The organism is Aeromonas sp. 61P (genome assembly GCF_051919545.1).
GTDB classification, from domain to species: domain Bacteria; phylum Pseudomonadota; class Gammaproteobacteria; order Enterobacterales; family Aeromonadaceae; genus Aeromonas; species Aeromonas veronii.
The window spans coordinates 3,832,093-3,844,143 of the sequence record NZ_JBQBEL010000001.1 but is presented as its reverse complement, the minus strand read 5'-3'; the positions used below and the strand labels follow the sequence as shown (position 1 = coordinate 3,844,143).

Here is a 12,051-nt window from a genome sequence, read left to right as displayed (position 1 = left end):
CCATGAAAGAGAGCAAGATTGGGCTCTGGTCACTCACCGCGCTGGTGTTCAGCTCCATGGTGGGGGCGGGGATTTTCAGCCTGCCCCAGAACATGGCCGAGGTGGCAGGCGCCCGCGCCGTGCTGATCGGCTGGGGCGTGACGGGTGTGGGCATACTGGCGCTCGCCATGAGTTTTCTCTATCTGTCGCGACTCAGACCGGATCTCGACGGCGGTATCTACAGCTACGCCCGCGCCGGTTTTGGCGATCTGGTGGGCTTTTTCTCCGCCTGGGGATACTGGCTCTGTGCCACCATAGGCGTGGTGGGCTATCTGGTGATCGCCTTTGCGGCCTTGGGCAGCTTTGTCGATACGCCGGAGCAGATCTGGTTTGGTGACGGCAATACCCTGGCGGCGTTTGTCGGCGAGTCCTGCATCCTCTGGGCGGTGCACCTGCTGGTGGCCCGCGGTGTGCAGCAGGCGGCGCTATTCAATCTGGTGGCGACCCTGGCCAAGAGCCTGCCGCTGCTGCTGTTTATTCTGTTTGCCTGCTACTGGTTCGATCCGGTCACCTTCGCGGCGGATCAGCAGGGCAGTAGCCTGGCGGTGCCGGTTTCCGAGCAGGTGCGCAACACCATGCTGATCACCCTCTGGGTCTTCACCGGTATCGAGGGGGCCGCGGTGTTGTCGGCCCGCGCCAGAAACCGGCGGGATGTGGGCACGGCCACCGTGCTAGGGGTGCTATTGGCGCTGCTGCTCTATGTGCTTATCTCGGTGCTGGCGCTCGGAATATTGAGTCGGCCCGAGCTCGCAGCGCTGCCCAACCCCTCCATGGCAGGGCTGATGGCCCAGATGACCGGCTCATGGGGCAAGCTGCTCATCAGCGTCGGCCTTATCGTCTCGGTGCTTGCCTCCTACGTGAGCTGGACCCTCTTCTCGGCCGAGGTGCCGTTCAGCGCGGCCCGCCACGGCGCGTTTCCCGCCATTTTTCGGCGCCAGAACCGCAACGGGACGCCTATCGCATCGCTCTGGCTCACCAGCTTGACGGTGCAGACTTGCCTGCTGCTGGTGTGGCTGCTCGGCAAGGGCTACACCAGCCTGCTGCTTATCTCTACCTCGATGATTTTGGTGCCCTACCTGCTGATCGGCCTGTTCTTGCTCAAGCTCTCGTTCAGCAAGAAGGGTGAGGGCGGGCAGGGCCGAGGCCTGATGCGGGCGGTAGCGCTGGTATCGAGTTGTTACGGTTTCTGGCTGCTCTATGCTGCAGGGGTGGAGTATCTGCTGCTGTCGTTGTTGCTTTACGGGCCGGGTCTGCTGCTGTTTCTCTACAGCCGCCGTCAGCTGGGCGCAGATCTTTGCCTGAGTGGTCGCGAGCGGCTGTTGGCCGGAGTGACCTTGCTGAGCCTGATCCCCGCCGTCTGGTCGTTTGCCCATCTCTGATATCGAAGATGTGACTGACCATAAAAGAGAGCGCCACAGTGGCGCTCTCTTGTTATCAGGGACTTGCTATCCGGGAGTTGCTGTTCGGGGCGAAGGCCTAGCGGCTGGCAGGCCCGGCCGGTTTGCCAAACAGCACCGCGAGTTTTTGTCGCCAGGGCAGGCCACGGGCGTCACGCAGCATGTCGCGCCACTCATGGAAGGTGAGGGTGAGGGGGTTGAAGCTGTGGATCGGCTTGGTGATGCCAAAGCGACACGGCTCGGCCGGGTCCTCCTCGACAAAGGTGCCAAACAGCCGATCCCAGATGATCAGCACCCCGGCGAAGTTGCGGTCTATGTACTTGGCATTGCTGGCGTGGTGCACCCTGTGGTGGGAGGGGGTGTTGAAGATCCACTCAAGCCAGCCGAGCTTGCCCACCACCTGGGTGTGGACGAAAAACTGGAAGCCCAGACTCAATAGCACGGTGGCGACCACTGCCTCGGGCGGGAAGCCGATGACAATCATCGGGATCCAGAACAGCCACATGCCGGAGATGGGATACATCAGGCTCTGGCGAAAAGCGGTGGAGAGGTTGAGCCGCTCCGAGCTGTGGTGCACCACATGGGAGGCCCACAGCCAGCGAACATGGTGACTGGTGAAGTGGAACAGCCAGTAACAGAGATCCTGCAACAGGAACAGCAGTAGCACACTCCAGAGATTCAGCTCGATATCGAACAGTCGCCAGCCCCAGAGGGTGTCATACAGATAAGCAATGGCGATGGCCGCCAGCGCATCGCCCCCCTGGTGCATCAGGGCCAGCGCGGCGTTGGCGAACAGATCCCGCCACTGGTAGGTGGCGGTGGGAAAGGCCGCGCCATGTTTGCGCAGGTAGAGCATCTCCCAGCCGACAAAGGCCAGAAAAACCGGGGAGAGGTAGAGCAAAAGCAGTTGCACATCCATATGCGGCCATCCATTCAGAGCAATTGCTCTCCAGCATAAAGGATGGCTTTAATATTTCATTAACATTTTTCTGCCAACGAAGAGATGGCATGAAATATGGCGCGCCAGCAGAGGAAGGCGCGGCAGATGGCTATGCTTGATGCAGGCTTTTTCAGGAGGTGCTGGCTTATGCGCGTCTGGTGTTGCTTGTTGCTGGGGTTGTGCATGATGGCGCACGCCAAGACCCGGGTCGAGATCCTGGCGGATGCCGCCTATCCCCCCTACTCCTGGCAGGAGGGGGAGGAGGTCAGGGGGATCTATGCTGACATCATCCGCGAGGTGACCTCTGCCATGCCTGACTATGAGGTGGTGCTCAAACCGATGCCATGGCGCCGCGGTCTGAGCATGGTGGAGCAGGGGGCCGCCTTTGCTATTTTTCCACCCTACTATATGCCCGATACTCGCCCTTATATGTGGCCCTACTCCCAGCCGATGCTGGATGAAGAGCTGGTGGTGATGTGCGGCGCCAGTGTGGCGGCCAATACCCCGCAGGCCAGGTTTCCGCTCGACTATCATGGTTTACGCTTTGGTATGAACGCCGGTTTTGCCGTCGGCGGCGATGCCTTTTGGCAGGCGGTAAAAGAGAAGCAGATCGACGTGGAGGAGGTGAAAAGCAATCGGGAGAACCTGCTCAAGATTGTCCGCGGCCGGGTCGATTGCACCATCAATGATCGCCTCTCCCTGCTCTATGAGTTGCTCAACATGATAAAGGCCGATCAGCTGGCGGTGGCCGATATGTCCCTGCTCAAACAGGGGCCGGTGCTCAGCAAGGAGCAGGGGTTTCTCGGCTACAGCCGCAAGGGGGAGTACCCCTACAAACAGGCCTTTATCGACCAGTTTGACAAGGAGCTCTATCAGCTCAAAAAACGTGACGGGGTGAAAGTGATCGTGGAGCGCTATCTGGGAAAGTCCCCGCGCTGAGCCGATGAGATGGGCACTCGGGTTCAGCTGGGTTAAGCCTGCTCAGCGTGACACACAAGCAGAGGGACCTTGCGGTCCCTCTTCGTTTATCCAGCAGAGCATGTTGGCTACAGCACCTGACTCAGGAACTGGCGCAGACGCGGGGAGGGGGGATTGTCGAAGAAATCGGCGGGTTTTTCATCTACCAGCAGTTCGCCACTCTCCATAAATAGCACCCGATCCGCCACCTCGCGGGCAAAGCCCATCTCATGGGTCACCACCACCATGGTCATCCCTTCGCGGGCCAGCCCCTTCATCACATCCAGCACTTCCCCCACCATTTCGGGGTCGAGCGCACTGGTGGGCTCGTCAAACAGCATGATGCGTGGCTGCATGGCGAGCGCCCGGGCAATGGCTACCCGCTGTTGCTGACCACCGGAGAGCTGGGAGGGATAGCTGGCTGCTTTCACCGACAGCCCCACTTTCAGCAGCAGCGCCTTGGCTCTGTCTTCGGCCTCACGGCGCGACAGTCCCCGCACCTTTTGCGGGGCTAGGCAGATGTTCTCCAGCACCGTCAGGTGGGGAAAGAGGTTGAAGGACTGGAACACCATACCCACCTCTTCCCGCAGCTTGTTGACATCGCCCGGCTGGGTGAGGCAGATGCCGTCCACCACGATGTTGCCGTCGTTGATGGTCTCCAGCTGGTTGAGGGTGCGCAGGAAGGTGGATTTGCCGGAGCCGCTGGGGCCGACGATCACCACCACTTCCCCTTCGGCGACCTGGGTGCTGACGTTTTTCAGGGCGTGCACTTCGCTGCCGTAGAACTTCTCAACGCCGGTCGCTTTGATGATGGGATCAGTTGCTGCGCGCATATTTTGCCTCCAGAAAACGAACCGGGAAGGCGAAGGGGGTGCCGGTGATGGCTGCACTTCTCGATGCCTGTTGCACCTTGATGATGGGATCAGTTACTGCGTGCATATTTCACCTCCAGAAAACGAACCGGGAAGGCGAAGAGGGTGTCGGTGATGGCTGCACTTCTCGACGCCTGTTGCACCTTGATGATGGGGTCAGTTGCTGCGTGCATATTTCACCTCAAGACGGCGTACCAGGAAAGAGAGGGTGCCGGTCAGCACCAGATAGAGCAGGGCGACGGTAAACCACACCTCGAACGGACTGAAGGTGGAGCTCACCACCTCGCGCCCCGCCTTGGTCAGATCGGTGATGGAGATGACCGAGACCAGCGAGGAGTCCTTGATGAGGTTGATGAATTGGCCTGCCAGCGGTGGCAGCACCCGCTTGAACGCCTGCGGCAGGATGACGTAGCGCATGGTCTGGGCAGAGGTCATGCCCAGGCTGCGGCCCGCCTCCATCTGCCCCTTGTGAATGGAGCTGATGCCGGCGCGGACGATCTCCGCCACATAGGCACCGGTAAAGACCGCCAGCGCGGCGACCCCGGCGGTGAAGCGATCGAGGTTCAGCACGGTGCCGATAAAGAAGTAGACGATGAAGATCTGAACCAGCAGCGGCGTGCCGCGGATGAGCTCAACGTAGGTGACCGCCAGATTGCGCAGGGCGGGATTGGGGGAGAGACGCGCCAGCCCGGCCAGGGTACCGAGCAGGATGGCGAAGATGCCTGCCACCAGCGAGAGCTTGACGGTGACCCAGACGCCCCAGGCGATGGGGCCGGCGGTCCAGCTCAGTTGGGTGTCGAGGGTATCGCCACGAAAAACGGTATCCCCTTCGGCGACTTGTACGCCGGTACTGGCGATGGCTTGCCGCACATTGGGATCGAGATCGTCTTGCAGGAACAGCTTGCCCTTCTCGGCCTCGCTGGTGCCCGCCATCACGGTGCCGTCAAATTCGGCGAGATTCTTCTGTTCGGCCTGATAGGCGATGTATTGGGGAATGCGTTCCCAGCGCCAGGTGTAATCCACTGACTGGACAGCCTTGTAGATGCCGAATACGGCAACCAGCAGCATCAGCAGGAAAACCCCATGCCAGAGCAGCTGATTGGGTTGTTTTTCCATCTGTCTTGTCGGTTTGGGTGTGTGCACAGTCACAACCTCTTCTCGTTATTGTGTGGGGAGCTGCGTGGTGCAGGGGCGGCATGTGCCGCCCCCCGGAGGTTATTTGAGCTGATTCAGCCAGGCGTTGGATTCGAACCACTTCTTGTAGAGACGGTCGTAGCTGCCATCGCCCTTGATCTGGCGCAGGTAGTTGTTGAACCAGTTGAGGGTGTCCTGATCCCCTTTGCGGATGGCCCAGGCCAGCGGCTCGAAGGTGAATGGCTTGTCGAGGTGCACCACGGCGCCCTGATTCTGGGAGGCGAAAATAGCGTTGTAGGGCAGGTCATAGACGAACGCATCGACCTTGCCGTTGATCACTTCCAGCTTGGCGTCATCCTGAGTTTCAAACTGCAGCAGGGTGGCTTTGGGGATCAGGCGCTTGACTGCCTGCTCGCCGGTGGTGCCGAGCTTGACCGCGATCTTGTATTTCGGGTCGTTGAGGTCGGTGAAGGATTTGATTTCGCTCGCCTTCTCTTTGCGCAGGACTATGGTCTGGCCGACCACGATGTAAGGATCGGCGAAGTTGACCCGCAGGTTGCGCTGGGGAGTGACGGTCATGCCGCCCATGATGACGTCGAACTTGTTGGTCAGCAGCGCCGGAATGATGCCATCCCAGGCGGTGTTGACGAATTCGACCTTCACGCCCATCTCTTTGGCGACCATCTTGGCGAGATCCACGTCAAAGCCGATGTACTGGCCCTGCTTGTTGGTCATCTCGAAGGGTTGATAGCCGGCGTCGAAGCCGACTCGCAGCACGCCGCGTTCGAGCACGGCATCCAGGGTGGAGGTGGGGGCAGGTGTCGGGGCCGCCGTGGCGATCCCGCAAAACAGCAGGGTAGAAAGAATCAGTTTTTTGATCATAAGTGACGTCTCTGTCGGTGGTGTGTTCGGCCTTGAACCTGATCCCGTGCGACTCCGTGGCACAAGAGACTGCTGCATCCGGCAACAGGCAAGACAGGATGAATGTCTTGAGCGGGACAAAAGCCCCATATGAGATGCTATGAATAGTGGTTGAGTGAAAAATGTACCAAAAACAGATTGTGTCAGAAGACTCAACAGGTTAGAGACATTTATTGCTCATGGCTTCATTCATAAAATCACACGAAAACAACATATCTATCTAATTGAGTGGGTTCAAGCCCAAATTATCCCCAAGACATTTTGTTACAAAGTCAGGGCGCCGCTTGCGGCTCTTATTGAGTTATTGGGCTCCGTAAGAGGCTTTTTATGGGGTTGATACGAATACGCATTGGTGGGATATCACACGCATTGCTCTGTTTGTCAGCAAACGAACGGCTTTATTGTGAAAACCATCAAGTCGCACTGGGTCTTGGCAAACGCTTCTCATATACTCAGTTACCCTCTCTGCATGGCTTTGGTATGGACGCCTCACTGCTGCTTAAGCTGGATATTTTTACCTTGATGATCATGGCCTTGTGTGGCTATTGTCTCGGTTTCCTCACTCTCACCATCATTCGCGTTACCCACAACGATATTCCCGGCGTCGGAGTCTGGTGGTGGTCCAGTCTGTTTGCCATGCTGGGTCAGGCGGGGTTTGCCAGTCTGCTGCTGACACCCACCCCCTATGGCTCCTGGGTGGGCAATGTGTTCCTGATTTTTCATGTGTCGTTGCTGCTGGTCGCCCAACGCTGTTTCTTCCGTCAATCGCCGGGCTGGCCTGTCTGCTGGGGATTCATCCTGCTGTTTGCCGCCATCATGACCTGGTCGGTCGCCATCGATGGCCGGATTGCGGTGCGGGTGATGATCAGCAGCGCCACTTTCCTCATGCTCAGTTCGCTCATCATCTGGCAGCTCTGGCGTCACGGTCGACCCGATTATCAGGTGGCGGTCTGGGTGCTGATTGGCCTAAATCTGGTGCTGATCGCCATGACCCTGATGCGGATGTTTACCGTGTGGGGCGAGGTGATCGAAAGCCCGTTCCAGCGTCAGCTGTTCAACGTGTTGCCCTATGTCTCCATGCTGGTGGGTAGCTCCATGCTCACCTTCGGGGTGCTGCTGCTCTGCAACCAGCACCGTGCGCTGGAGCTGCGCTATCAGGCCAGTCATGACCCGCTGACCGGCTTGTTCAATCGCCGTGGTTTTATGGAGCGTCTGGCCCGGGGACGCCCTGCACAGCAGGGGGCGCTGGCGGTGCTCGATCTGGATGACTTCAAGCAGATCAACGATCGGCATGGCCATGAGGTGGGGGATCGGGTGCTGGAGCGGGTCGGGTTGGCACTGCGCGAGCTGGAGGGAGTATTGGCCAGTCGCTTTGGGGGCGAGGAGTTTGTGCTGTTGTTTCGCCATGCCACCGCAGAGGAGGCGATTGCCCGTTGTCAGTCACTGCGGGTTCAGCTTGCGGCCTGCGAGGTAGAGGGGATCCATATCACCGTCAGCATGGGTATTGCTCACTGGCAGGGTGAGTGGCACTTTGACAGCCTGTTCAGCCGTGCGGATGACGCTCTCTATCGGGCCAAGCGGGAAGGAAAGAACCGGGTCTGTCAGGCTGCCTGATGCCGGAATAGGTTCAGGAATAACAGCAGGGCGCGGTGATCCGCGCCCTGTTTGTTTCTGCTTGCCGGATATAGCTCGTCAGCTGCCGTCCATTACTCTGACGGAGCTTGAGCTGTTCTCGGTGCCTGCGCCTTGAGGAAGGGGAGCAGCAGCAGGGCCGAGACGCCTGCCGCCACCGAGATCACCACGAAGAAGCCGTTCCAGTGCCAGATCTCCATCACCTTGGCCAGCGGATAGCCTGACAGCGCCGCCCCCATGTAGGCAAAGAGACCGACAAAGCCGGTGGCCGCTCCCGCCGAATTCTTGTGGGAGCACTCCGCTGCCGCCATGCCGATCAGCATCTGGGGGCCAAACACGAAGAAGCCGATGGTGAAGAAGCAGGCCGCCTGCATCACATAGCTGAAGAAGGGCATCAGCCAGAGCGATCCCACCGCCAGCAGGATCCCCACCGCAAAGATGAGGTTCATCGGGCCACGGTTGCCGTTGAACAGCTTGTCCGATCCCCAGCCTGCCACCAGCGCACCGATAAAGCCTCCCACCTCGAACATGGAGATGGCCGAGTTGGCGCTCATCAGATTGAAGCCGCGCTGCTCGGTCATGTAGAGATTGCCCCAGTCATTGATGGCGGTACGCACCACATAGACCAACACGTAACAGCAGGCGAGCAGCCAGATATAGGGGTTGCCCAGCACATATTTGCGCAGGATCTGGCGATGGGAGAGCCCCGCATCCTGGGTCTGCTGGGCCAGCTCCATGGCGTCCTTGCGCCACTCGCCCACCGTTGGCAATCCCATGGCACTCGGGGTATCCCGCAGCCGCCAGCAGAGGAACAATCCCGCGATGATGGCGATAAGGCCGGGCACTATCATGCCGTAGCGCCAGCCATGTTGCAGAGCGATGGTGCTGACGATAAGGGGAATGAGCGCCCCGCCGACGTTGTGGGCGGTGTTCCAGGCCGACCACCAGACCCCACGCTCGGTGCGCGAATACCAGCTGGTGAGCAGCTTGGAGCAGGGGGGCCAGCCCCAGCCCTGGAAGAAGGCGTTGGCGATCCAAAGGGCGGCAAACATCCAGAGTGCCGACGAGAGGCCGAACAGTATGTTGATAACGCCGGTGGCCATCAGCCCGACGCCCATGAAGTAGCGCGGGTTGGCGCGGTCACTGATGATGCCGGAGAAGAACTTGGAGCAGCCGTAGGTGATGTAGAACAGAGTCCACAGCATGCCGATATCGGACTTGTCCAGCATGCCGCTCGCCAGCATGTCAGGCATGGCGAAGTTGAAGCTCTTGCGGGTGAAGTAGAAGACCGCGTAGCCCAGATACATGGTCAGCAGCAGGTGCAGCCGCCAGTGGCGATAGGTGGCGTCGATCTCTGCCTGATCCCGGATAAGGGGACGGTGCGGCGCGCTTCTCATAAAACTCAGCACAGACAGGCCCTCTGGTGGTGATTAGCCATGATTCTCTTCCCGTCTGCGACTGGGCAGATTGACCGTCAGCTGGGTGCCGTGGATGCAGGAGAGCTGCAAGCTGCCCCCGAGGGCCTGTACCCGCTCGCGAATGCCGAGCAGGCCATAGCCCTGTTGCGGACGGCTTTCCGGCAGACCGCGGCCATCATCTTCCAGTACCAGTTGCAACTGATCGCCGCTGGCACGGGCGCGAATGGTGACCGAGTGGGCGTTGGCATGTTTGACCACGTTGTTGAGCCCCTCCTGACAGACCCGAAACAGGGTGACCCGCTGGGCATCGGAGAGATCGCCATCTGCCAGTTGCCACTCCAGCCGGGTGACGATGCCGTGACGCTCCAGCTCCAGCTCCCGCAGCAGTGCCCGTACCGCCTGTTCCAGAGTCATGTCGTCGAGCTGGCGCGGGCGCAGCCGCCCGAGCAGACCGCGCACCGCGTCGTAGATCCCGAGCGACAGTGTGTCGATCAGAGCGCTGCTCTGGCCCACCCCGGCATTATCGGGGGCTAGGCGGCGTACGATCCCGGCTTGGGTACGAATGGCGGTGATGGTCTGGCCGATATCGTCGTGCAGCTCGCGCGCCACCTCCTTGCGGATGCTCTCCTCGGTCTCCAGCAGCCGCTCGGTGAGTTGGCGATTATGGGCGAGCTGGCGGGTCAGCGCCTGATTGAGTTCGCGCTGGCGCTGGATCCCGGCACCCAGCAGCAGGCCGGTGAGGCTCTGGGCCAGCAGGGAGAGCAGCAGATCGAGGGGGTGATCGTGCCAGGCCTGACTGGCCAGCAGGGCGATGGTGTTCATCAGGGTGGCGAGCAGCGCCCCTTGCCAGCCGTAGCGCCACGCCATGGCGATGATGGGGATGGCGAGACAAAACGGGGTAAAGCGTACCAGCGAGTTGGGCAATCCCAGTTGCAGCCAGAGGCTCAATACGAACAGCAGCAGATACCAGACCAGATGGCGAAAGCGCCACTCCACCGGTTGATCCACCAGCGCAGGCCCCAGCGGCACCCAGGTGGCGCGGGTGAGGTAGTGCCAGATCAGCATGCAGGTGGAGGTCAGCGTCAGCCCGCCGGTCAGGCTGAGCAGCAGGGCCGAGAGGCCATCTTCCCCGGCCAGATGCCAGAGCAGGGCTTGCAGCAGCGCCGCCGCCGTGACGGTGGCGAGCAGCAGCAACAGTTGCTGCCAGTCGTTGCGCACCTGCTGGCGACGGGCAATCAGCAGCGGTAGCAGGGTCAGCAGACTGCCCGCGACCAGCCAAGGCCAGTGGGGCAGCCCTACCTCCAGATTGAGCCAGTAGAGCAGCAGCCCTTCGCACAATAATAGCGGCGGCCAGTAGTGGCCCGGGCTTTGCAGCAGCAAGCCGAGGCGCAGGCCGAAGGGGAACAGCAGCACCGCCAGCGCCGGGCCGCCCGCCAGATGCAGGCTGATGCTCCAGAGGCAAAACCAGCCGGCGGCAAAGATGAAGCAGGCCGCCAGCGCGATGGCGACATAGCTGGCAAAACGGGATATCACCAGCTATCCAGCATGCGGTGGGCCAGCTCGACGTTGTTGCTGACCTTGAGCTTGTCCATCAGGTTGGCGCGATGGACGTGAACGGTTTTGGGGGAGAGGCCGAGCTGCTCGGCGATGGCTTTCACCTCCAGCCCCTGTGCCAGCAACTGGGCAATCTCCCGCTCCCGATTGGTGAGGGGATCCCGGCTGCTGCTGGCCAGTTTCTGTGCGATGTCCGGCGTAAGATAACACCCCCCCTGGGCGGCGGTACGCACCGCGGCGATCAGCTCGTCCGGACTGCAGCGCTTGGAGAGAAATCCCTTGGCACCGGTCTGCAGTGCCTGCTCGATGAGGGCGGGGCTGTCGTGTACCGAGAGCATCACCACCGCCAGACCAGAGGGGAGCTGCTTGAGCAGCTCCAGCCCCGATTGGTCGGGCATCGAGATGTCGCAGACGCAGACTCGCGCCCCGCTGCCGGGCAGGCCGGCAAGGGCGTCGCTGGCGGAGCCGAATTCGGCGACCACCTGCAGGTCTGGCTCCAGATTGAGCAGTTGGGCAAAACCGGATCGGACGATCTGGTGATCGTCGATGAGGGCAATTTTTATCATGATGTCAGCCTGAAATTCGGTGCGTCATGACCATGACGCGGCCAACAAGATACCTGCCCCCCGAGTCAGGCTCAAGCAGCGGCAGGAAAAGGGGCTAAAAACCGGGGGGCAAGGTGCGCAAAGCTTGATCGGGATCAGCTGGCAAGGGCGAGCAAGCGGGCTGATCAACAGGGGAGGACCAGCCCGGGGGACTCAGCGGTGCAGCTCGCCAGCGCGCTCCGGCTGATAGACCACTTCCAGAATTTCGACCTCGATGGTGCGACCGGCCGGGCCTGGCCAGGCGATGCTGTCGCCCACTTTCAGGCCGAGCAGGGCGCTGCCTACCGGCGCCAGTACCGAGATGTTGCTCTCGTCGCCCTTGGCATCGCGCGGGTAGACCAGGGTGAGGCAGAACTCGTTGCCGCTGCTCTGCATCTTGAAGCGCACCTTGCTGTTCATGGTGACCACGTCCGGCGGCATGTCGGCCGGTTCACGGATCTCGGCGCGGTCCAGCTCCTCTTGCAGGGCCAGATGCTGCGGGTGGTTGCCGAGCAGTTGTTCGATACGGTCCAGATCAAGGCTGGAGATAACCAGATGAGGTTGTTTCATAAGATATTCCTTATCAATAGCGGATAGGCCCAT

Annotated in this window: 13 protein-coding genes; 3 read left to right on the top strand and 10 right to left on the bottom strand. The window is 60.6% G+C overall.

What is annotated here, in order from left to right; all coding sequences use genetic code 11:
• Window positions 1–2: 2 nt before the first annotated feature.
• Window positions 3–1,418: a basic amino acid/polyamine antiporter gene (locus tag ACTG2O_RS18005; protein ID WP_213386967.1), complete on the top strand. Its 1,416-nt coding sequence runs from the start codon at window positions 3–5 to the stop codon at window positions 1,416–1,418.
• 97 nt (window positions 1,419–1,515) lie between these two features.
• Here ACTG2O_RS18005 and ACTG2O_RS18000 read toward each other — a convergent pair whose 3' ends face one another.
• Window positions 1,516–2,355 (bottom strand): sterol desaturase family protein, encoded by an 840-nt coding sequence (locus ACTG2O_RS18000; protein WP_019445264.1) that lies wholly within the window; start codon window positions 2,353–2,355, stop codon window positions 1,516–1,518.
• 168 nt (window positions 2,356–2,523) lie between these two features.
• Here ACTG2O_RS18000 and ACTG2O_RS17995 point away from each other — a divergent pair, with 168 nt between their 5' ends.
• Window positions 2,524–3,315 carry a substrate-binding periplasmic protein gene (locus ACTG2O_RS17995; protein ID WP_005350714.1) on the top strand — a complete coding sequence of 264 codons (792 nt, stop codon included), beginning with the start codon at window positions 2,524–2,526 and terminating at the stop codon, window positions 3,313–3,315.
• 107 nt (window positions 3,316–3,422) lie between these two features.
• Here ACTG2O_RS17995 and ACTG2O_RS17990 read toward each other — a convergent pair whose 3' ends face one another.
• The 5 genes from ACTG2O_RS17990 to ACTG2O_RS17970 all read right to left on the bottom strand — a co-directional run bounded on the left by ACTG2O_RS17990 (window position 3,423) and on the right by ACTG2O_RS17970 (window position 6,221).
• Window positions 3,423–4,166 carry an amino acid ABC transporter ATP-binding protein gene (locus ACTG2O_RS17990; protein ID WP_019445265.1) on the bottom strand — a complete coding sequence of 248 codons (744 nt, stop codon included), beginning with the start codon at window positions 4,164–4,166 and terminating at the stop codon, window positions 3,423–3,425.
• Entirely contained in the window at window positions 4,150–4,272 is a 123-nt protein-coding gene (locus tag ACTG2O_RS17985; protein WP_019445266.1) for a hypothetical protein, read from the bottom strand. The genes ACTG2O_RS17990 and ACTG2O_RS17985 overlap by 17 nt, the downstream gene beginning before the upstream one ends.
• Window positions 4,256–4,378, bottom strand: coding sequence for a hypothetical protein (locus ACTG2O_RS17980; protein WP_005350727.1), 123 nt, complete (start codon window positions 4,376–4,378; stop codon window positions 4,256–4,258). The genes ACTG2O_RS17985 and ACTG2O_RS17980 overlap by 17 nt, the downstream gene beginning before the upstream one ends.
• Window positions 4,362–5,321, bottom strand: a complete 960-nt coding sequence (locus tag ACTG2O_RS17975) for an amino acid ABC transporter permease (RefSeq protein WP_019445267.1) — start codon at window positions 5,319–5,321, stop codon at window positions 4,362–4,364. The genes ACTG2O_RS17980 and ACTG2O_RS17975 overlap by 17 nt, the downstream gene beginning before the upstream one ends.
• A 99-nt stretch (window positions 5,322–5,420) precedes the next feature.
• Window positions 5,421–6,221 (bottom strand): transporter substrate-binding domain-containing protein, encoded by an 801-nt coding sequence (locus ACTG2O_RS17970; RefSeq protein ID WP_019445268.1) that lies wholly within the window; start codon window positions 6,219–6,221, stop codon window positions 5,421–5,423.
• 519 nt (window positions 6,222–6,740) lie between these two features.
• Here ACTG2O_RS17970 and ACTG2O_RS17965 point away from each other — a divergent pair.
• Window positions 6,741–7,874: a GGDEF domain-containing protein gene (locus tag ACTG2O_RS17965; protein WP_019445269.1), complete on the top strand. Its 1,134-nt coding sequence runs from the start codon at window positions 6,741–6,743 to the stop codon at window positions 7,872–7,874.
• A gap of 92 nt (window positions 7,875–7,966) precedes the next feature.
• Here ACTG2O_RS17965 and ACTG2O_RS17960 read toward each other — a convergent pair whose 3' ends face one another.
• From ACTG2O_RS17960 to rnk, 4 genes are all read right to left on the bottom strand, one after another.
• Window positions 7,967–9,301, bottom strand: a complete 1,335-nt coding sequence (locus ACTG2O_RS17960; RefSeq protein ID WP_439976419.1) for an MFS transporter — start codon at window positions 9,299–9,301, stop codon at window positions 7,967–7,969.
• Between the two features lie 21 nt (window positions 9,302–9,322).
• Window positions 9,323–10,843, bottom strand: coding sequence for a signal transduction histidine-protein kinase/phosphatase UhpB (gene uhpB / locus ACTG2O_RS17955; protein WP_439976418.1), 1,521 nt, complete (start codon window positions 10,841–10,843; stop codon window positions 9,323–9,325).
• Complete coding sequence (gene uhpA, locus ACTG2O_RS17950) at window positions 10,840–11,430, bottom strand: transcriptional regulator UhpA (protein WP_021231026.1); 591 nt, start codon at window positions 11,428–11,430, stop codon at window positions 10,840–10,842. Before uhpA ends, uhpB begins: the two co-directional genes overlap by 4 nt.
• A gap of 192 nt (window positions 11,431–11,622) precedes the next feature.
• Complete coding sequence (gene rnk / locus ACTG2O_RS17945) at window positions 11,623–12,018, bottom strand: nucleoside diphosphate kinase regulator (protein ID WP_005334070.1); 396 nt, start codon at window positions 12,016–12,018, stop codon at window positions 11,623–11,625.
• Window positions 12,019–12,051 lie beyond the last annotated feature (33 nt).

Bases quoted from the DNA above. Each gene is read 5' to 3' on its own strand.
- ACTG2O_RS18005 (WP_213386967.1), top strand. From the start codon at position 3: ATGAAAGAGAGCAAGATTGGGCTCTGGTCACTCACCGCGCTGGTGTTC.
- ACTG2O_RS18000 (WP_019445264.1), bottom strand. From the start codon at position 2,355: ATGGATGTGCAACTGCTTTTGCTCTACCTCTCCCCGGTTTTTCTGGCC.
- ACTG2O_RS17995 (WP_005350714.1), top strand. From the start codon at position 2,524: ATGCGCGTCTGGTGTTGCTTGTTGCTGGGGTTGTGCATGATGGCGCAC.
- ACTG2O_RS17990 (WP_019445265.1), bottom strand. From the start codon at position 4,166: ATGCGCGCAGCAACTGATCCCATCATCAAAGCGACCGGCGTTGAGAAG.
- ACTG2O_RS17985 (WP_019445266.1), bottom strand. From the start codon at position 4,272: ATGCACGCAGTAACTGATCCCATCATCAAGGTGCAACAGGCATCGAGA.
- ACTG2O_RS17980 (WP_005350727.1), bottom strand. From the start codon at position 4,378: ATGCACGCAGCAACTGACCCCATCATCAAGGTGCAACAGGCGTCGAGA.
- ACTG2O_RS17975 (WP_019445267.1), bottom strand. From the start codon at position 5,321: ATGGAAAAACAACCCAATCAGCTGCTCTGGCATGGGGTTTTCCTGCTG.
- ACTG2O_RS17970 (WP_019445268.1), bottom strand. From the start codon at position 6,221: ATGATCAAAAAACTGATTCTTTCTACCCTGCTGTTTTGCGGGATCGCC.
- ACTG2O_RS17965 (WP_019445269.1), top strand. From the start codon at position 6,741: ATGGACGCCTCACTGCTGCTTAAGCTGGATATTTTTACCTTGATGATC.
- uhpA (WP_021231026.1), bottom strand. From the start codon at position 11,430: ATGATAAAAATTGCCCTCATCGACGATCACCAGATCGTCCGATCCGGT.
- rnk (WP_005334070.1), bottom strand. From the start codon at position 12,018: ATGAAACAACCTCATCTGGTTATCTCCAGCCTTGATCTGGACCGTATC.